This is a genomic window from Rhizobium sp. L1K21 (assembly GCF_024055895.1).
Classification (GTDB): domain Bacteria; phylum Pseudomonadota; class Alphaproteobacteria; order Rhizobiales; family Rhizobiaceae; genus Ensifer_A.
In genome coordinates this window covers 327866-347442 of record NZ_JAMXLE010000002.1, presented here as the reverse complement: position 1 = coordinate 347442, position 19577 = coordinate 327866, and the positions used below count along the sequence as shown (strand labels likewise).

Sequence of the window (19577 nt, the reverse complement as noted above, 5' to 3'; positions counted from 1 at the left end):
CGCTTTCCGGTGGCCTTCATTCATTTCGCCAGGCCGGTTGCTCAGGCCGCGAAACGGCCTGCATCCTGACCATAATAGTTTTTGTAACGGCCAGAAATGCTCGCAATCGGCAGAACAACAAGCACATCCGTCGTGCGGAAAGCCCGGTCAACAACAGCGCCATCGCCGATCATCGCGCCAAGGCGAAGATAACCCTTGATAAGGGGCGGCAGGGCGAAAAGCGCTGCTTTCGGGTTCACGGCTTCCGCCGGCATCAGGTCCATCTGGTGGTAGAGCTCGGGAAGCGCACGTACATGCCAGCCCTGTTTGGCAGAGGCGTTGTGATGCAGGAACGAAAGTGCCAGCGCATGTTCTTCCGGGACTGTTCCGGGGAACGAACCGCAGCCGAACATGGCATCGATATTGTGCTTCAGCGCATAGGCCCAATTGCCCTGCCACAGCAGTTCAACCGTGCGGCGGGTGCGGTATTGCGGCAGAACGCAGGAACGGCCAAGCTCCATGAAGCGCTTGTCCGAATGCCGCGCAACGAGATCGGCGACCTCGAATTCAGATGCGGAATAGAAGCCGCCATGGGCCATGGCAATTTCCTGACGCAACAGGCGGTAGGTGCCGACGATCTGGTCCTCTGCCTCGCCCGGCAGCGTGGTGTCCAACACCAGCAGGTGATCGCAGATATCATCCCAGGCGTCGATATCGCGGCGCGCGGCTTGCGCCTGCGGCGGCACCTTGGCACCCATCTCTTCAACAAAAACCTGGAAGCGGACGGCTTGCGCGGCGGCAATCTCACGCGCGTTGCGCGCAAGCCGCGTTTCCAGATTGCCGATCCGGCCCAAAATCTCGTTGGAACGTCCGCCGACCAACGGCTGTTGAACGGTCTCGGCTCTTTCAAGCAATGCAGTTGCGCTTTCCATGTCTACGGCTCATCCGGATACAAATCAGATGAGGATCATAAATCATGTTAATGCGACAGGCGAGTGACAAAACGCGTTCAAGCCAATGGCTTAACCGTGGCGAATATTGGCCAGTCCAAACCGTGACACCAGTTCGCTTAGCTCTGCGGGATCGGCAGGCTTGTGCAGGAATGCACTGGCGCCTGCGTCCAGCGCCATCTGCCGAACCTCGTCCCCGTCGCGACCGGAGACCACGATCACCGGTAGATTGCCGAGGCCGGCATTGCTCTCAAATGAGCGGATTTCCTCGATTGCGTCCAACCCGTTACCGCCGGGCATGGAAAGATCGGTAATCAGGATATCGGGGCGGTGGCCCGGATTGGTCGCAGCCTCAATGAGATGCTGATAGTCCTCAACCGTCTGTACCCTGTGGCCGGCCTTTGTCAGGGTGGCTCTGGCAAGAAGTGCGTTGACCGGATCATCTTCAGCAACAAGAACCTTTAATGCATTGGCTTCCGGAACGGTAAACCGCGAGGCGATCTGGCTGCCGCGATTGTCGTTCAGCGGATCGCGCAACTCGATGCCCTTCATGCGGCCCAACAGGACATCTACCAGCGAGCGTTCGCGCAACGGACGCACCAGCCATGAGTCAAAGCCGATACCGGTGATCTTGGACAGGCGGTTTTCCGGATTGACCAGAAACACCTTGCGGGTTTTCGGTGGGCACAATGCGGGTTTTTCCGCAATAAGCCGTGTGAAATCGTCAGCTAGCCGGTGGTCTGCAATGATATCGGTAAAGCGGCTGTTTTCCTCAGAGGCGGCACTTTCAAGCGCAGCCCTCGCACGCTTGATGTCGTCCGCATGCGTGCATTGGCCACCCAGCGTTTCAATGGTCTTGATGAGCGAATGGGCTGTTGGGCCGGGCGGGCAGATGATCAGGGCATTGGATGCTTTGAGAGTGGCACTGCGTGTATAGCGCCCGCCGAAATCACCGGAAAATTCCATCGGCAGCCGCAGCGTGAACGTCGCTCCGCGACCCTTGTCGCTGGTCACGGTAATGTCACCACCGGCAGCGGCGACAATGCGTGCGGAAATGGACAGGCCAAGCCCGGTGCCCCCGGTTTTGTCGCGGTCGTTGCCCACCTGCTCGAACTCGCCGAAGATGCGCTCCTGTTCTTCGCGCGTCATGCCGGGCCCGGTGTCTGTGACCCGGATCACCAGCGCACTGCGTTCAACGGAGGCCTCGACATAGACGCCACCTTCTTGGGTAAATTTCACGGCATTGCCGATGATGTTGAACAGAACCTGGCGCAGCCGTGCCGGATCGAAGGAAAGCACGTCGGGAATATCGGATGAGACCCAACTGGATATCTCAATGCCCTTTTCATGCGCCCGGTGGGCCAGCATTTCGACGACGCCTTCCAGCACAGTTCGCAGCGATTCATCTTGCGGTCGAAGCTGAAACCGACCGGCTTCGAGTGAAACGAAATCGAGAAGGTCATCCACGAGCTGCGCAAGCGCATTGGAGGATTGGCGGATGCCGGACAGATAGTTTCGCTGCTCGGCTGAAAGCTTGCTTTGGGCAAGAAGATGACACATGCCCGAGATGCCGGAAAGCGGCGTGCGGATATCGTGGCTGACCGTGCCGAGCAGGCGCGATTTTGCGGCATTTTCAGCTTGCGCCTTCAGTCGCGCGCTTTTCTCCTCAGCAAGCGCCTGTTCCAATGTAGCGATCTTCGTGGCTTCCGGCGTTGCCTTGATCATCCGCACCAATGCGAAGCCAAGAAACGCAGAGCCAAAGATGAAACAGAGCCCCACAAGCGTCAGAGCGGGAAGCGACTGTGAGGGATAGACAATTGGCAGTGTGAACGATGCTGCCAAAAGCAAGAAACCGATGGAGGCAAAGCCCGTATTGCGTTTAAGCGAGCCTTTAAGCGTTGCTGTTTGCTGTTTTGCGTTTTGTCTCATGGCAATTGGATATCATGCCAATGATTCCAAATCGTTTCCGCGAATGGTTAAGGATTTAACTATCCGTTTTTTCACCCCGAAAGAGTTCTTCAAAAGCAATGATGATCGCGCCCACCGTGATGTAACTATCCGCCAGATTGAAGACTGCAAATGACCAGCTTTGCGTGTGAAACAATATGAAATCAACCACATGGCCGTAAGCAAAACGGTCGATAAGATTGCCAATCGCACCGGCAACCACCAGCGCGAAGCCGAGATGATAAAGCCAGCGATGAGCGTCCGTTCGTCGCCAGAGCCATAGAACAAAGGCAACAATAGCCAGCCGCACGCCAACAATGATCCAGCCGGAGAAATCGTCGAACATCGAAAACGCAACACCGGTATTATAGGTTCGGTAAAGGTCGATAAACGGTACGAACGGGACCGGCTGTTGAAGGGGAAGCAGATGATCGACCGCAATCTTGCTCGCCTGGTCAGCAACAAGAGCGATCACGATCAGGAGGATGGCGGGAATCGGGCGGGAAAAAAGGGCAGGTTTAGCTGTCATGGTTCAATTAAGGGCCAGAAGGTGACGTCGCGCCTCAAAAAGCATGACCGCAGTTGCCACAGCAAGATTGAGTGAATCAGCAAGGCCTTGCTGAGGAATGCGGGCAAGCGCGTCAGCCTCACGCGCCAGCTCTTCAGGCAGGCCCTGTTGCTCGTTGCCCATCAGGATCACCACCGGCATGTCGGTGTAATCGATTGTGCGATAATCGACCGATCCGGCAAGATGGGTGGCCACTGTTTTGGCGCCGCTGCCACGTTTCCATTTCAGAAATTCGGAAGCAGAGGCGCGATAAAGCGGGACTGCGAAAACCGAGCCCATGGTGGCGCGAACAGTTTCCAGCGAATAGGGGTCGGTTGTCTCACCGACCAGTATAACGCCGGATGCGCCGGCAGCATCGGCGGTGCGGATAATCGTGCCCAGATTGCCGGGATCACGCACCCGGTCAAGCGCGACGAAAGTCTGGTTTGTTTCGGGTTTGAGGCTGGAAAGCGCATGCCAGCGGGTTTCGAAAATGCCAACAACCATTTGCGGATTGTCGCGCCGCGTGATGGAGGAAAGCACTTTTTCGCTCACTTCCAGCACCAGCGCACCGGCGGCCACGGCGCGCGCCGCCACCTTCTGCACCAGCGGTTTTTCCTTCGCGTTTTTGGCATAAACAAGCGTCGTGATCGACCAACCGAGATCGAGAGCATCGATCACCAGCTTCAACCCTTCGGCCATGAAGGTTCCGGTTTCCTCGCGGCCCTTTTTCTGCGAAAGGCCTTTTATATCCTTGATCACCGGATTGGAAAGGCTGGTGATCTCCTTCACCTGGCCCACGCGTCCCGGCCCCTTTGCGGTCACATCCTTGTTCATTTCGGCACCCACCGGCTGAAAAGAGAGGTCGAAAGCGCACGTCCCGGCGTCCTGCCGTCTGCGCCGCTTTCGCGAATGATCAGCTCACCGGATTCCACCACGCCGCCGCTGCCGCGCATGATTTCGCGCATCAGTTCATGGATCGAATAGAAGCTGGCACGGATGGAATAGGCCGTCAGCACCAGGCCTTCGGCGTTGGGCGATAGCAGTTCACGGCAGATATCCAGCATCAGCGGAAGATGGTCGAAGAGCTGCCAGACTTCGCCGCTTGGCCCGCGCCCGAATTTCGGCGGGTCGGTGAGGATGATGTCGTAGGTGTTGCCACGTCGCTCTTCACGCAGAATGAACTTCATGGCGTCATCGCAAATCCAGCGGATCGGTGCATCATCCATTCTGGCAAGCGCCTGGTTCTCACGCCCCCAGCCGATGGCCTTTTTCGAGGCATCGACATGGGTTACCTGAGCACCGGCAGCTGCGGCCGCCAGCGAAGCAACGCCGGTGTAGCCAAAGAGGTTCAGGACCTTCAGCGGACGGTTGGCGGCCCGCACCGTTTCCTGCATCCAGGACCAATGGGCAAGCTGTTCGGGGAACACGCCAACATGGCGGAAGCTGGTGAAGCGGCCGTGAAAATCGACACCCAGAAGTTGCATGGGCCAGGTTTCACCGAGCGCGCCCTTGGGAAAGCGCCAACGGCCCATCCCATCTTCATCGGTATCGCCGGTGAAAATGGCATCGACATTTTGCCAAATGTGTTCCGGCAAGGCCGGCTGCCAGAGCGCCTGCGCTTCCGGCCGCACGATCCTGTAAGGTCCATACTGTTCGAGCTTTTGTGCATTGCCGCTGTCGATCAACTGAAACGCGCCGGGTCCGCCGGTTTCGAGAATAAGCGGCACCCTTTCTGCCGGCTTTTCGCCGCGTCTTTCGGTCAACGGGCGATCATAGACCATCGCAACAGAGGCTTTCGGTCGCTCCGTCTGCTTGTCGGGTCGCGGCTCTTTGCGCGGCGAACCGGCATTTCTCTGCGCCTTGGGCGGTTTCGACGGGCCGGGTTTGCGGCTCTGTCTCATCTTGGCTACATTTCCATTGACAAATTTCAGGTGCAGGAGGCAATAGCATCCTCCGCCCACTTGGCAAAGCCGTTTCCATCGGCTCTATTCGTCCGGCCCGCACAAAGGGTCGAATTCTGGGAGGAAATGTTCATGGACATGAGTGGCGAAGAGCGTATTGCAGCCGACAGGCAAACCGTATGGGAAGCGCTCAACAACCCTGAAATCCTGAAAGCGTGCATTCCTGGCTGTCAGGAGCTGGAAATGCAGTCACCAACCGAGATGTCGGCGACCGTCAAGGTCAAGATCGGCCCCGTATCGGCCACGTTCAAAGGCGAGGTCGTTCTGGAAAACCTCAATCCTCCCGAGAGCTACACCATTTCAGGTGAGGGCAAGGGTGGCATTGCGGGTTTCGCCAAGGGTGGAGCCGATGTTTCTCTGGCAGAAGACGGCAATGAAACGATTCTTTCCTATAAGGTCGATGCGCAGATTGGCGGCAAGCTCGCGCAGCTCGGCTCGCGGCTGATCGATTCGTCTGCCAAAAAGCTCGCCGGTCAGTTTTTTGCCGATTTCAACAAGGCCGTGAGCGGCCAGGCGTAGTCAATACCAGCGGACGGCGCTGACCGTCCGCGACATCCAGCCAATATGGCAAGGTCTTTGTTAATGCGATGAGGCAGGAACGACGGCCTGTTCGGCCAGTTCTTCTGCGCGCCGCCGCTGCGTTCCGGCCTCGCTCTGCCAACGCGCCGCTTCACGCGCGGTCTGGCGTGCCTTCTTCCGATGCTTGCCCTGTTTCCACCATGTGGCGGCTGAACCGATGATCATGCCAAGAATGAGCGCGGCGAAGAGATAGATGAAAAAGGGCGCGCTGACCGAAAGCACCGAATCGCTGGGTTGAAACGGATTGAAGGCCATCGTTACCGATTGCCGGTTTGCAACGGAAAGCACGATAAGAACGATCGCAATTGGCAGGAGGATTATGATGTTGATCAGCTTCTTGACCATGGCGAAATTCCTGAATTGCACATCTAAGACCCGGCACGCGGTAAAGTCCGAATGCCTCTAGGACAAGATAGGCAAAGCGCCAGTTGTTTCAAGCGCTAAGATCAAATGTCCGCACTTGACGTCGTCAATCTTCGATGTCGTCGGGATTGAGGCGCTCGCGCAACTCCTTGCCGGTCTTGAAGAACGGAACCCATTTTTCTTCAACAAAAACCGCGTCGCCCGTTCGGGGGTTGCGCCCGGATCTTGAAGGGCGATTTTTCACAGAGAATGCACCAAAGCCACGAAGCTCAACACGGTTGCCTGCAGACAAAGCATCTGAAATTTCATCAAATACGGCGTTCACGATGTTTTCCACATCGCGGTGATAGAGATGTGGATTGCGTGCAGCAACAATCTGCACCAATTCGGACTTTATCACTGCTACCCCCTGAATTTTATGATTTTAATCCGCGCCAACCTGCCAAACAGAGACGAGACCGTCAAGGAACAACTTGTCACCAAAGAGTTTTTTGACAATGGCCTGATCAAAGAGCGTTGCAGCATCTCCCAATCCGAGCTGGTTTGCCAGTGCTAAGGGCAGGCCAATGGAAAGACCATCTGACGGCGCTTTCCAGTCCATAACGGGAAGGTCGGGGTCAACCTTCACAGTCTTCAGATAATCCTTGATTTCGTCCATGCCGCCGAGCCGATCCACCAGTCCGTTTTCCTTGGCCTGACGCCCGGAAAAAACAGACCCGTCAGCCAATTGGAGCGCGCGGGCGCGGTCCATGCCGCGCCGTTCAGCCACCAGATCGACGAACCAGGAATAGCTGTCCTGGATCATGGCATTGATCATGGCTTTGGCCTCTTCCGGCGGAGCATGAAAGGGGCTGGGCTCGGCCTTCATCGGAGAGGATTTGATTTCCTCCATCGAGACGCCAATCTTGTCCATCAGCTCCTGGGCCTGAACATATTGAAAGAGCACGCCAATTGAGCCGGTGATAGAGGTTTCGCCTGCGACAATCTCATCGCCTGCAGCCGCAACCATGTAGCCTGCCGAAGCGGCAAGCGTGCGGATATTGGTAACGACCGGCTTCTTGTCCGCCACCTTTCGGATTGCCTTGAAAATGGTCTCGCCGCCATAGGTCGTCCCGCCGGGCGAGGATATCTCCACGATCAGCGCCTTGACGTTGTCGGCTTTGGCAATGCGCTCAAACCGCCCGGTGAGCTCGCTATTGTCCTGAATAATGCCCGATATTGAAACGCGCGCGATCTGGTCGCGGCTGCTGGCGCTCTGCCCGCCGGTCATGGCAAACCAGAGGCCGACAATGGCAACCACTGCGATAACGCCTGCAAAAACGCGCCAGAAGCTGAGCTTTCGCCGCAACGCACGCCGGTCTGCAATATTCTGATCCAACTCGTTCTCCTTCGCATATCACCGCCAAGCGGCGAATGTTGCGCGTTCTCTTAGAGCTTATAGAAATATCTGACTTGCGGCGCAATCGGTCGTATTTCTGCCTTTCATATTGCGTTAGCGAACAATTGAACTTATCTCCGGTTCAAACGGATGCGTTGCAAGGTCTCCGATGTCGAACATACAAAGCCAGGAATTGGCCGTAAATGGCCCCGCAATGAGCCCGCGCGACTATTCAGCTGCGCTCAAGCATTCCGCGCGCGTTCGGCGTTTGAAAATCATTCTGCCGGCCGTTACCGTCGTGGTGGCTGCTCTCTTTGTGTCCGTTTCTGTGGTTCGCTCATGGCTGCCGGAAAATATCAGCATTGAAACGGCTACAATTGAAGACGGCAAGATCGTGATGGAAAAGCCGGCATTGTCGGGTCGCAACGGCGACGGCATTGCCTATGCGCTGAAAGCTTCGCGTGCGCTGCAGGACATCGTGTCGCCCAATCTCATTACGCTGGAATCAATCGCCGCCCAATTGCCGGGCAGCAATGGCCTGATGGCCAATATTCGTGCGGCCGTTGGCAATTTTGACCGTGATTCGGAAAAGCTTGAGCTGCCCAAGCCTTTTGATATCGACCTCTCCAACGGCGTAAACGCGCATTTTCGCTCCGCAAGTGTGGATTTGACAGGTGGATCGATGATATCTGATGAAAAAACAACAATCATCATGAGTGACGCGTCTATTGTTGCCAATAAATTCGAAATGAAAGACAACGGTCAAAGCCTTACTTTCGAAGGCAACGTCAAAGTTCTGGTGAACCCGACGTCCATTCGCAAAGAGAAAGAATAATTCCTGATGAGCCGCAAGGGATCGGTCATTTTTGCTTGTATCGCATTTGCTGCATTGGCGGCAGGAACAGGCGCCTCATTTGCGCAGCAGACCTCAACGCGTATGGAAGGACTGTCGCTCTCTTCCGATGAGCCGATCCAGATTGAAAGCGACAAGCTGCAGATCAAGGACAAGGACAAACGGGCGGACTTCACCGGCAATGTGAAAGTCGTGCAGGGAACGACGACGATCCGCTCTGGCGCGATGACGGTGTATTATCGTTCCGAAGGCGGACCCGTTTCCGGCGACGGCCCGGCGGATATCGATCATATCCTGATGTCAAAACGCGTTCTCATGACGTCTGGCACCCAGACGGCCAGTGGTGATGAGGGCACGTTTGACATGGATACGGAGATTTTGACCCTGACCGGAAAGCCGGTCGTGCTGACAGAGGGTGAAAACGTCTTTACCGGCTGCAAGCTCACAGTTCTGATGAAAAGCGGCGAAGCCCAGCTCGAGGCCTGTGGTGGCCGCGTGCAGATCCAGCTCGATCCGAAATCCAAGAAATAAGCCGGGCGGACAACACTTGAAAATCCCGTTTCTATCGTCAAAGGCCTCTCGTAAGGCGTCCCGCAGTGATGAAGAGATTCAGCGCTACGAGGGAACCTTGGTGGCGCGCAGGATCACCAAGACCTACAGCAAGCGGCGTGTTGTCAATGGCGTGTCCATCATCGTGAAGCGAGGCGAGGCGGTTGGCCTTCTCGGCCCGAACGGTGCGGGCAAAACCACCTGTTTTTACATGATTACAGGACTTGTGCCGGTCGATTCCGGCACAATCGAGCTGGATGGCCGCGATGTGACCAGCATGCCGATGTATCGTCGTGCCCGTCTGGGTGTGGGCTATTTGCCCCAGGAAGCGTCTATCTTTCGTGGTCTGACGGTCGAGGAAAACATCCGCGCGGTTCTGGAAGTGCGCGAAAAGAACAAGGCAAAACGCGAGCGCCGCATCACGGAGCTGTTGGAAGAGTTTTCCATTTCGCATCTGCGCAAGTCTGCGGCTGTGGCCCTGTCGGGCGGTGAGCGCCGTCGTCTGGAAATTGCGCGTGCGCTGGCCACCGACCCGGCCTTCATGCTGCTGGATGAGCCTTTCGCTGGTGTTGACCCGATTTCGGTTTCTGAAATCCAGAACCTCGTCCGCCATCTCACAAAGCGTGGCATCGGCGTGCTCATCACCGATCACAATGTGCGCGAAACGCTGGGCCTGATTGACCGTGCCTATATCATTCACGCCGGCGAGGTGCTGACCCATGGTCGTGCAGATGATATCGTGGCCAACCAGGATGTGCGTCGGCTCTACCTCGGCGACAATTTCAGTCTTTAACCAGAATTTGCCCCACCGGTTTCCTTCATGCGTCGGTTGGGCTATTTTCCGCGCCATGTCCTCAATCAAGGCGGCTGACAGATGATACTGAAAGACAAGCGTATTCTCCTGATCATCACCGGAGGAATTGCTGCCTATAAATGCCTTGAGCTGATCCGCCGTTTGCGGGAGCAGGGCGCATCTGTCCGTCCCGTCATGACGGAAGGCGCGCAGAAATTCATAACACCGCTGGCCGTCGGCGCGTTGGCAGCCGATCACGTCTTTACAGAATTGTTCTCCCGCGAGGATGAACAGGATGTTGGGCACATCCGCCTCGCGCGCGATTGTGACCTGGTTCTGGTGGCTCCGGCCACGGCCAATATCATGGCGAAAATGGCCTCGGGACTTGCCGATGACTTGGCTTCCACAGTGCTGCTGGCGACGGACAAGCCGGTCCTGATCGCGCCGGCCATGAATCCCAAAATGTGGGAAGCTGCACCCACAAAACGCAATGCCGAGACATTGCGGGCCGACGGCGTTCACTTTGTCGGCCCCAACAAGGGCGAGATGGCCGAGAGCAGTGAGGCCGGTGTCGGACGCATGGCCGAGCCAAACGAAATCTTGGCCGCCGTCCTCCACCTCATGGACAACCGCGAAAAGCCGCTTCTGGGCCGCAAAGCAATCGTCACATCCGGTCCCACCCATGAGCCGATTGATCCCGTGCGCTACATCGCGAACCGGTCCTCCGGCAAACAGGGACATGCCATTGCAGCAGCGCTTGCAGCACTTGGTGCAGATGTGACGCTGGTCTCAGGGCCAGTTAACATTTCAGACCCGATCGGCGTGCGGACAATCCATGTCGAGCGGGCGGAAGAGATGCGTGATGCGGTGCTCGCAGCGCTGCCGGTCGATATTGCCGTGATGGTCGCCGCTGTTGCCGATTGGCGCGTAGAGCGCTCACAAGGCGAGAAAATCAAGAAAGTGCCGGGTGAGGGGCCTGCACCTTTGACGCTGACGGAAAACCCCGACATTCTGAAAACGGTCGGCCATCACGCGCTCCGCCCCAAACTCGTGGTCGGCTTTGCAGCCGAAACCCAGTCCGTTATCGAAAATGCCCGTACCAAGCTGAAGAGCAAGGGTGCGGATATGATTGTTGCCAACGATGTGAGTGCCGAAACCGGTATTATGGGTGGGGACCGCAATGCCGTTCGCATCATCAGTGCTGACGGCGTGGACATCTGGCCAGATATGTCCAAGGAAATGGTTGCTGAGAAGCTGGCCGCAAAAATCGCCGCTTATTTCGTCATTGCTTGAAGGGCAGTAACGCCCTCAGCGCAGTCATTCCAATCGCCAAACGGCTCCAGCAGGATGCCCTCGCGCGAAATTTCGACCGCACTTCCGTCTGGTATGCAAATCCAGCTCTCGCGATCATCGTTGAGCGGTTCCGAGACCAGACAGATGCCATCAACCCCGATAGGCGCATAATAAAGCGTCGGCGCGGCCCGGTCGGTGGCATAACGAATCGCATAGAGCGTCTCGCCATTGGAAAAGCATGACGTGAAACGGATCACGGTTTCCATGCCGTGATCATGCGCGAGATTTTCGACTGCTCTCAGTGTCTTTTCCATAGCCGCAACCGGAGCCTCCTCCAGCCCGTTGCTGAGCGCCATGAGAAACAGAAGCTCGGAATCCGTCGTGCCGCGGCGCGCGCTGTAGTGCTTCTCGTCAAGCGACGCTTCCATGGCGCGGCGCAACTTTTCAAACCCGGAAATCTGACCATTATGCATGAAGGACCAACGACCGGAGACAAAGGGATGGCAGTTGTCGCGAGATGTTCCACCCCCGGTCGAGGCCCGCACATGGGCAAGAAAGAGTGGGGAGCGGATCTGCCGGACAATGCTTTTCAGGTTGCAATCCGACCACGCCGGCAGAATATCGCGAAATCGGCCCGGCTCGGGGCGCTCGCCATACCAGGCAACTCCAAAACCGTCGCCATTGATGGTGGTTTTCGCTTCAGTGGCGCGATGCGACTGCTCAATCAGCGAATGCGCAGGCGATGAAATAATGTCTTCAAGATAAAGCGGCTGACCGCAATAGGCTGCCCAACGGCACATTTGGTGGTTTCCAGAACAAAAAAGCCTGCTTGCGGCAAGCGTCTCAAAACATGGATAACGGATTATTAACGCAGTTCAATTGGCAATTAGAATTTTGCGGACATTGATGGTAAAAATGTGAACAGACCGTCCTGTGCGAGCTGATTGTCTGCAAAATCGCCTGCTCTATATTAGCGGCAAGTGAAAGGAGACGCTCTGATGTCTATTCGTCCCGTAAAATATGAAAGCACCGCCACGCCCGCCATGGAAGGCGCCGGCGTCCACCTGCATCGCGTGTTTGGTTTTGGCGATCCGGAAATGACGGACCCGTTCCTGATGATGGACGATTTCCGCAATGATGATCCGGCAAAATACCTCAAGGGTTTTCCCTGGCATCCGCACCGCGGCATCGAAACGATCACCTATGTTCTGGCCGGAACGGTCGAGCATGGCGACAGCCTTGGCAATCAGGGACTCTTGGGCGCAGGCGACGTTCAGTGGATGACGGCTGGCAGCGGCATCATGCACCAGGAAATGCCCAAGGGCGACTTCGCCGGCAAGATGCACGGCTTCCAGCTCTGGGCAAACCTTCCGTCGTCGCTGAAGATGACAAGCCCGCGCTATCAGGATGTCAAATCAGCCGATATTCCGGTCGAAATCGACGACGACGGTACAGTCGTCCGCGTCATTACCGGCGAATTTTGGGGCAAGAAAGGTCCGGTCGATGGCATCGCCGCCGAGCCAGTCTATCTCGATGTCTCCGTGCCGCCGGGCAAGCGCAAGACCTTCAAGGTGGATACCTACCGCAAGGCCTTTGCCTATATTTTTGCAGGCTCCGGTACCTTCCGTGATGCGTCCAATCCGATCGGCGTCAAGGTGGAAAAGGAGTTCAACGGACAGGAACTCAACATTCGCGATCTGAGCGGCAACCGTACCCTGGTCGTCTTCGATACGGGAGATGAAGTGACCGTTCAGGCCGGTGATAAGGGTGTTCGTTTCCTGCTGGTCTCCGGCAAGCCGATCCAGGAGCCGGTTGCCTGGCATGGCCCAATCGTGATGAATACCCGCGAAGAGCTGATGCAGGCCTTTCAGGAGCTTCAGCAGGGCAGCTTCATCAAGGAAAATGCCCAGTTCGCCTAAACAGGCTCAATCAGAATGGCCCGGAAGTCGTTGACATTGGTCAGCGTCGGTCCGGGCACCACCTGATCGTCAAGCCTTGCAAAAAAGGAATGGGCATCGTTATTCGCAAGGGCAGCTTGCGGATCGATGCCCTTTTCTATGGCGCGTGTCAGCGTATCGGGCGTCACCACGGCACCGGCCACTTCTGCTGCGCCATCAACGCCGTCCGTATCACATGCAATCAAATGGATTCCAGTTGCGCCATCCAGCGCAATAGCTGCCGCCAGACAGAATTCGGCATTCGGCCCGCCAATGCCTTCCCCGCGCCGGGTAACGGTCAACTCCCCGCCGGACAAGAGAACAACGGGCTTGCCTCCCGCTTTAAGCGTTCCTTGAATTTCCAGCGCCTGACTGGCCTGTGCGGCGGCCACGTCGCGGGCCTCTCCCTCTATGGAATCGCCTAGAATGCGCACATCAAAACCCTGCTCAGTCGCCGCGTCCGCTGCAGCCTCCAGCGATTGGGAGGGAGCAATGATAACCCTGTTCTCCACCCTCGAAAGCCGATCATCTCCCGGTTGTATGACGCCGCTTCCCGTTTTCAGAACACCTTTGACCTTGTCGTCGACCTTTACCTGCCAGCGCTCCAATATAGCCAGTGCATCATCTGCGCCGGAGGCATCGCCCACCGTCGGACCGGAGCCGATAAACGCCATATCGTCGCCCGGCACATCGGAAATCATCAGAGCCAGCATTTTTGCCGGATAGGCCGCCGCTGCCAGCTGACCACCTTTGACACGGCTAAGGTGTTTGCGAACCGTATTCATGGCATCAATCGGCGCACCTGACGAAAGCAGTGCTGCGTTGACTGCGCGCTTGTCTTGCAGATCGAGCCCTGCCACGGGCTGAACCAGCAGGGCAGACGCGCCGCCCGAAATCAGAGCCAGCACGAAATCGCCGTCGCCCGCAGTTGCAAGCAGGTCAAGCATGCGTTTTGTGGCAACCTCGCCAGCGTCATCCGGCACGGGATGCGCCGCCTCCACGATCTCAATCGTCTGGGTTGGGCGTCCATAGCCATAGCGGGTAATCACCAGCCCTTCGCAAGGCCCCCAAGCCTGTTCTACGGCCTCAGCCATGCGCGCGCTGGCCTTGCCGGCTCCGATGACGATGACCCGTCCATCCGGCTTCTCCGGTAGATGTTGCGCGATGACCTGCATCGGATCGGCGGTGCTGACCGCAACATCGAACAGCTGAGTGAGAAATGTCCGGGCTTTGGAACTTTGCATGCCGGCTTCCATCAAGGATTTGCAATGGGTTAGCGCACATTATTCAGGATGTGTACGCCTTTGCAACCGACATTCGGCCACCATTTTGCATGTCGCGTGTTTCACGCCGCGAGCCAAGGCCGCTTGCGCGCAAAATTCAGAAATTCCTGCCCCGACATGGGGTGTGCGAAAGCATAGCCCTGCAGAGAATGGCATCCGAGGTCCCGCAGAATAACTGCGTGCTGCATTGTTTCAACGCCTTCCGCGATTATCTCAATGCCTCTTGCCCGACCAATATCAATAATCGAGCGAACGAGCGCCCGCTGATTTGAAGATTCCACGATGGGAAAGACGAGCTCGCGGTCGATTTTCAGGCGGCGCGGCATCAGCTTCAAAAGCGTCAGGATGGAAGCGTGACCGGTGCCGAAATCATCAATTTCGATGTCAATGCCCATATCCCTCAGCCGGTCGGTCTGTTTGACCAATTCTTCGTCGTCGCCCTCGAAGGAAATCGACTCGAGCAGTTCCACGGAAAGGCTGCCGGGCAGGAGAGGCATGGAAGCGATCTTTTCAAAAAGCGCTTCTTCCTTCAGCCGCTGTGCTGAAAGGTTCACGGAGAATTTTGGAATATCGACGCCGCTTGCACGCAACCGCAAGAACTGCTGATGCGCTTGTTCGAGGACGAGCGCGTCAATAGTGGAAACGACCTTTAGATTTTCCGCAATCTGGAGGAAGGCATCGGGCGCAAGCAGGCCCTTTTCCGGATGGATCCAGCGCACGAGCGCCTCAAATCCATTGATCTCACGGGTCTGCGCACAAAATTGCGGCTGATAGTAAGCAACGAACTGGTCCTGTTCGAACGCTCGAAGAATGTCGTCTGCGATCCGTTTATTATGGATTGCCACCTGTCTCAGCCGTTCGGTAAAAGGCTCCACGCGGTTGCGTCCGCGCCGCTTGGCTTCGTAGAGCGCGATATCTGCGTTTATGAGGATCTGACCCGCCGGCTCACTGGCCGTGTTGCCCGAGGCAAAACCAATGCTTGCACCCACGCGGCATTCGTGCCCTTCGAAGATGATCGGCCGCGACATGGCCTCCACCAGCGCGTTTGCAACGCTCGCATAGTCTTTGTCAGAGTTGTTGACCCCAGATATCACCACAAATTCGTCGCCCCCAATGCGGGCTAGGAAATCACCATCGTGGATCAAATTGCGCAGGTTGCGTGCCGTCTCTCTGAGGATCAGGTCACCGGCGGCGTGACCGAACGTGTCGTTGATCTCCTTGAAACGGTCGAGGTCGATATGGAGAACCGTGATATGGCTTCCAATGGGTATTTCCTGCATACACTTGTCGAGGAAACGACGATTGGCAAGGCCAGTCAGCGCATCGTGCAACGCGGCATGTTCCATGCTTGACTTGGCCTGCATCAAGTGGCGGTTCTGAAGCTCCGTTTGGCTCTTGGCCTTGCGCAACTCGTCCTGCAGGACAATGTCTTCGGTCACATCCCAGTTTACGCCGATAATCTTGCGGCGTTTTGCTGAATCGACATAAACAGAGCCCATGGCTTTCACGTGGCGCAGCTTGCCCTCGGGTGTTACAACGCGGAAGCTGGTTGAATAGTCCGAGCCCTTGTTGATTGCATCGTCGAACCTTCGTTCTGCGCTCACCCGGTCATCCGGATGCAGCGCGTTGCGCCAGTCTTCATAGCCGCATTCGAGCTGATCGGCGGGAACGTTATACATTTCCCGCATCCGCTCGTCCCAACTCAGCGTGTTTTCGGATATGTTAAACTCCCAAACCCCGATTCCGGAGCTTTCAAGAGCCAGTTCCAGCCGCTGGGAAAGTTCGCCAAGCTGGTCTTCTCGGTCCTGCAGCGCTTCCATGTGTCGCTGTCTGTCGCTCATCAGCCGCCCGGCCCAAATGAGCGGAATGAGAAGCGCAAGCGATATCACGAGCAATGCCGCGCGGAACCATGCCTGATCGCTGCCGGCATCCCATCCGTCGCTTGGAATGGCATACATTTCCCAGGTATCGTAGCCCAGGCTGAGCGTCGTTTTGACCGGATGGTTTGCAAAAATCGCCGGGTCGCCAAAGAACGGGACGGTGACATCCCCATCTTTTGATCGCGAGCGCATCATGATCTGGATGTCGGGATCTGCAATCCTGAGCCCGCTGTCCCGATAGATCCGCGACATTTCAATCACCGCGGAAGCGATACCCCAGAGGGTTTTTCTGCCCTTCTCGTCCACTTCTATCAGGGGGAACCGGGCGATCAGGCCCTTGCCACCCTGGACCAGGTCGACAGGCCCTGTCACAACCGGCTCTCCGGTTTTCATAACCTCGAGAACGGCCGCGCGCTGCGCCGGAACCTCATTGTAGTCGAGACCGATGACATCCTCATTGCCCTTGAGCGGAAAGACCATCGAGACTTTCATGTTGGGTGCGACGGCTATATTGCGGATCTGCGGGGCTAGGTCGAATACGATACTGACCAGATCTTGGATGTGCTTCTCGTCTGATGCGCCATGGTTGCCAATATCGACCGCCAATCCTTGGGCAATGGCAACATTTCTTGAAATGAGCGCATCCAACTTGGTTTTGGCAAGCGTAAGCTCTTGAGAAACCGCCGCGACTTCTGCTTCATGAGCGCCGAGTTGCCGCTGCCAGTCCGCGTAGCCTGCGAAAAGCGCAATCGTGACAGCGGCAATCAGAGCCGGGACGTAATGGAGATACGCCGTCTTTCTGATGCGTTTTACGCTTAAACCACCCGTCGCTTTTCCGCCCATTCGCTAGCACTGCTCGTTGTCCCAATGCTTGCAGCTTGACACGCTAAACTTAACATAGCCTTTCGCGTGTGAATGTCTCCAGTGAGGTGTAGCGGTTGAGTGAGGCGGTGGTGACTGCCCGAAGCCTCAGGCAGCCTTTTGTGCGTGATACTCCTTGATCGCGATCATTTTGATATCAGGAGACCTCTCGGATTCGTAGTTCAACGAGAAACCGTCCTGCGCCATGAAAACGGGATCGCCATCAAGATCGCGGCAAATGTCTCCTCGGTGAGATGCGACGAATTTTTCAAGCTCGGCCGGTTTGTCTGCAGAAATCCACCGGCAGATGGAAAACCGTGACATCTCGAAGGAAACCGGCAAACCGTATTCCGCCTGAAGGCGCTCTTTGAGCACGTCGAGCTGCAGCGCGCCGACAACGCCCACGATCGCTGGCGAACCGTCTTCCGGCTGGAAAAGCTGAACGACCCCTTCTTCGGCCATCTGCTGCAGGGCTTCCTTCAGTTTCTTCGCTTTCATCGCGTCTTCCAGACGCACGCGGCGCAGAATTTCAGGCGCAAAATTCGGCACGCCCTGAAACACCAGCGATTCCCCTTCTGTCAGCGTATCGCCAATACGCAGGCTGCCGTGGTTGGGAATGCCAACTACATCGCCTGCATAGGCCGTGTCGGCCAGCTGCCGCTGTGAGGCAAAGAAGAATTGCGGTGCTGAAAGCCCCATCTGCTTGCCGGTACGGGCAAGACGCGCCTTCATGCCGCGCGTCAGCTTGCCAGAACAAACCCGAACGAACGCAATGCGGTCGCGGTGGTTGGGGTCCATGTTGGCCTGAATCTTGAAGACGAAGGCCGACATCTTTTCGTCGGTCGCTTCCACGGTTCGCGTGTCTGCCACCTGCGCACGCGGCGGCGGCGCAATGTCACCCAAGGCATTGATCAAATCGCGCACGCCGAAATTGCGCAACGCAGAACCGAAGAAGACCGGCGTCATATGCCCTTCGAGAAAAGCTTGCCTGTCGAACGGGCGGCAGGCCTCGCGCGCCAGTTCCAACTCGCCAATAAACGCGTCTCGCTCGTTTTCCGGCAGCCGCTCGGCAACACTTTGCGGTCCATTGACCGGGATCGTGTTTACCTGTGAATCGCTGCCGCGAAAGGTGTTGCTGGCGAGGTGATAGGCACCGCAGAATGTCTTTGAACGACCAACCGGCCAGGTTATCGGCGCGGTGTCGAGCGCCAGCTTTTCCTCAACTTCGTCGAGAATTTCAAACGGGTCGCGGCTTTCACGGTCCATCTTGTTGACGAAGGTGATGATCGGAATGTCGCGCATGCGGCAAACTTCGAAAAGTTTCAGCGTTCTGGGCTCGATACCTTTGGCAGCATCGATCACCATGATGGCCGCATCCACCGCCGTCAGCGTGCGATAGGTGTCATCGGCAAAGTCTTCGTGGCCTGGCGTATCGAGAATATTGAAGATCTTGTCATTGTATTCGAAAGTCATCACCGAGGTGACAACAGAAATACCGCGCTCGCGCTCGATCTTCATCCAGTCGGAGCGGGTCTGAACCCTGTCCTTCTTGGCTTTCACCTCGCCGGCGAGCTGGATGGCACCGCCGAAAAGCAGCAACTTTTCAGTCAATGTTGTCTTACCGGCATCCGGGTGAGCAATGATTGCGAAGGTGCGGCGGCGGGACACCGCTTCTGACAAGCTTTCGGCCATTTCCTATTTTCCTGTGAATTGCGGCTCTCATAACCGCTCAAACCCGAAAGTGCAATTGACCCGCTGGCCCGACTCGACCGAGGAACAATGAAAAGCTTCACCAGCGAACGGATTGGACGCCGATGAACATGCATTCTCAAACATCACCGCGGCTTTCTCTCACCCGACTTGAGCATGGTGAGGGTCTTGATTTGCCCTCTTATGAAACGGAAGGTGCTGCGGGCATGGATCTGCGCGCAGCTGTGGCTCAAGATCGGCCAATGATGTTGATGCCCGGCAAACGGGCTCTCGTTCCCACTGGATTTATCTTTGAAGTTCCTGAAGGCTTTGAAGCACAGATACGTCCGCGCTCAGGCCTCGCCTTCAAACATGGCATTACCTGCCTCAATACGCCGGGCACGATTGATAGCGACTATCGCGGCGAAGTGAAGGTTCTCCTCATCAATCATGGCGAGGAGGAGTTTCTCATTGAGCGGGGAATGCGAATTGCACAAATGGTGATCGCACCGGTCACGCGTGTATCGGTGGCAGAAAGCCAGTCGGTGTCACAGACCGCCCGCGGTGCCGGCGGTTTTGGATCCACCGGCGTTTGACACGCTTGCTGCTTGAACGGGTGTTTTTCGGAATTGTCACAAGGACGATATTGGGATTGTGCGTGCGGCCGCATTCCTGCTGCCACAGCAGTATGAATCGCAATACGCACAAAACAGGTCCACGGTTTTTTAGCAA

At 56.6% G+C, this 19577-nt stretch carries 19 protein-coding genes; 7 read left to right on the top strand and 12 right to left on the bottom strand.

What is annotated here, in order from left to right:
• Window positions 1-41: 41 nt before the first annotated feature.
• The 5 genes from NHF56_RS14190 to NHF56_RS14170 form a co-directional block, all read right to left on the bottom strand.
• Entirely contained in the window at window positions 42-911 is an 870-nt protein-coding gene (locus NHF56_RS14190; protein WP_252805615.1) for a GNAT family N-acetyltransferase, read from the bottom strand.
• A gap of 90 nt (window positions 912-1001) precedes the next feature.
• A complete protein-coding gene (locus NHF56_RS14185) occupies window positions 1002-2858 on the bottom strand; it encodes a hybrid sensor histidine kinase/response regulator (protein ID WP_252805613.1) in 1857 nt (618 codons plus the stop codon).
• Window positions 2859-2913: 55 nt separating this feature from the next.
• A complete protein-coding gene (gene lspA, locus NHF56_RS14180) occupies window positions 2914-3405 on the bottom strand; it encodes a signal peptidase II (RefSeq protein WP_252805611.1) in 492 nt (163 codons plus the stop codon).
• Between the two features lie 3 nt (window positions 3406-3408).
• Window positions 3409-4260, bottom strand: coding sequence for an RNA methyltransferase (locus NHF56_RS14175; protein WP_252805609.1), 852 nt, complete (start codon window positions 4258-4260; stop codon window positions 3409-3411).
• Window positions 4257-5327, bottom strand: a complete 1071-nt coding sequence (locus NHF56_RS14170) for a class I SAM-dependent methyltransferase (RefSeq protein ID WP_252805607.1) — start codon at window positions 5325-5327, stop codon at window positions 4257-4259. The genes NHF56_RS14175 and NHF56_RS14170 overlap by 4 nt, the downstream gene beginning before the upstream one ends.
• A 132-nt stretch (window positions 5328-5459) precedes the next feature.
• Here NHF56_RS14170 and NHF56_RS14165 point away from each other — a divergent pair, with 132 nt between their 5' ends.
• On the top strand, window positions 5460-5906 hold the full coding sequence (locus NHF56_RS14165) for a carbon monoxide dehydrogenase subunit G (protein WP_252805605.1): 447 nt from the start codon (window positions 5460-5462) through the stop codon (window positions 5904-5906).
• A gap of 60 nt (window positions 5907-5966) precedes the next feature.
• On the opposite strand, the gene NHF56_RS14160 is transcribed toward NHF56_RS14165, so the two are convergent.
• The 3 genes from NHF56_RS14160 to sppA all read right to left on the bottom strand — a co-directional run bounded on the left by NHF56_RS14160 (window position 5967) and on the right by sppA (window position 7707).
• A complete protein-coding gene (locus NHF56_RS14160) occupies window positions 5967-6311 on the bottom strand; it encodes a LapA family protein (RefSeq protein WP_252805604.1) in 345 nt (114 codons plus the stop codon).
• A gap of 124 nt (window positions 6312-6435) precedes the next feature.
• Window positions 6436-6729, bottom strand: coding sequence for an integration host factor subunit beta (locus NHF56_RS14155; RefSeq protein ID WP_252805602.1), 294 nt, complete (start codon window positions 6727-6729; stop codon window positions 6436-6438).
• A 24-nt stretch (window positions 6730-6753) separates the two neighbouring features.
• Window positions 6754-7707, bottom strand: coding sequence for a signal peptide peptidase SppA (gene sppA, locus NHF56_RS14150; protein ID WP_252805599.1), 954 nt, complete (start codon window positions 7705-7707; stop codon window positions 6754-6756).
• Window positions 7708-7876: 169 nt separating this feature from the next.
• On the opposite strand from sppA, the gene NHF56_RS14145 reads away from it, so the two are divergent.
• From NHF56_RS14145 to coaBC, 4 genes are all read left to right on the top strand, one after another.
• The gene (locus tag NHF56_RS14145; RefSeq protein WP_252805597.1) at window positions 7877-8542 is read left to right on the top strand and encodes an LPS export ABC transporter periplasmic protein LptC; all 666 of its coding nucleotides are present in this window, start codon (window positions 7877-7879) and stop codon (window positions 8540-8542) included.
• Window positions 8543-8548: 6 nt separating this feature from the next.
• Window positions 8549-9091 (top strand): LptA/OstA family protein, encoded by a 543-nt coding sequence (locus NHF56_RS14140; RefSeq protein WP_252805592.1) that lies wholly within the window; start codon window positions 8549-8551, stop codon window positions 9089-9091.
• Between the two features lie 22 nt (window positions 9092-9113).
• Window positions 9114-9902, top strand: a complete 789-nt coding sequence (gene lptB, locus NHF56_RS14135; RefSeq protein WP_373456318.1) for an LPS export ABC transporter ATP-binding protein — start codon at window positions 9114-9116, stop codon at window positions 9900-9902.
• Between the two features lie 81 nt (window positions 9903-9983).
• The gene (gene coaBC, locus NHF56_RS14130; protein ID WP_252805590.1) at window positions 9984-11195 is read left to right on the top strand and encodes a bifunctional phosphopantothenoylcysteine decarboxylase/phosphopantothenate--cysteine ligase CoaBC; all 1212 of its coding nucleotides are present in this window, start codon (window positions 9984-9986) and stop codon (window positions 11193-11195) included.
• Here coaBC and NHF56_RS14125 read toward each other — a convergent pair.
• Window positions 11177-11995: a class II glutamine amidotransferase gene (locus NHF56_RS14125; protein WP_252805589.1), complete on the bottom strand. Its 819-nt coding sequence runs from the start codon at window positions 11993-11995 to the stop codon at window positions 11177-11179. The two genes, coaBC and NHF56_RS14125, sit on opposite strands and share 19 nt — an antisense overlap.
• Before the next feature lie 198 nt (window positions 11996-12193).
• Between NHF56_RS14125 and NHF56_RS14120 the strand changes: the two genes are divergently transcribed.
• Window positions 12194-13114 carry a pirin family protein gene (locus NHF56_RS14120; RefSeq protein ID WP_252805587.1) on the top strand — a complete coding sequence of 307 codons (921 nt, stop codon included), beginning with the start codon at window positions 12194-12196 and terminating at the stop codon, window positions 13112-13114.
• Here the strand turns inward: NHF56_RS14120 and NHF56_RS14115 are convergent.
• The 3 genes from NHF56_RS14115 to NHF56_RS14105 form a co-directional block, all read right to left on the bottom strand.
• Window positions 13111-14376 carry a glycerate kinase gene (locus NHF56_RS14115; RefSeq protein ID WP_252805585.1) on the bottom strand — a complete coding sequence of 422 codons (1266 nt, stop codon included), beginning with the start codon at window positions 14374-14376 and terminating at the stop codon, window positions 13111-13113. The genes NHF56_RS14120 and NHF56_RS14115 overlap by 4 nt on opposite strands.
• A 101-nt stretch (window positions 14377-14477) precedes the next feature.
• Window positions 14478-17138, bottom strand: coding sequence for an EAL domain-containing protein (locus NHF56_RS14110; RefSeq protein WP_252805583.1), 2661 nt, complete (start codon window positions 17136-17138; stop codon window positions 14478-14480).
• A 126-nt stretch (window positions 17139-17264) separates the two neighbouring features.
• Window positions 17265-18848, bottom strand: coding sequence for a peptide chain release factor 3 (locus tag NHF56_RS14105; protein WP_252805581.1), 1584 nt, complete (start codon window positions 18846-18848; stop codon window positions 17265-17267).
• Window positions 18849-18970: 122 nt separating this feature from the next.
• On the opposite strand from NHF56_RS14105, the gene dut reads away from it, so the two are divergent.
• Window positions 18971-19441, top strand: a complete 471-nt coding sequence (gene dut, locus NHF56_RS14100) for a dUTP diphosphatase (RefSeq protein WP_252805580.1) — start codon at window positions 18971-18973, stop codon at window positions 19439-19441.
• The last annotated feature ends 136 nt before the right edge of the window (window positions 19442-19577 follow it).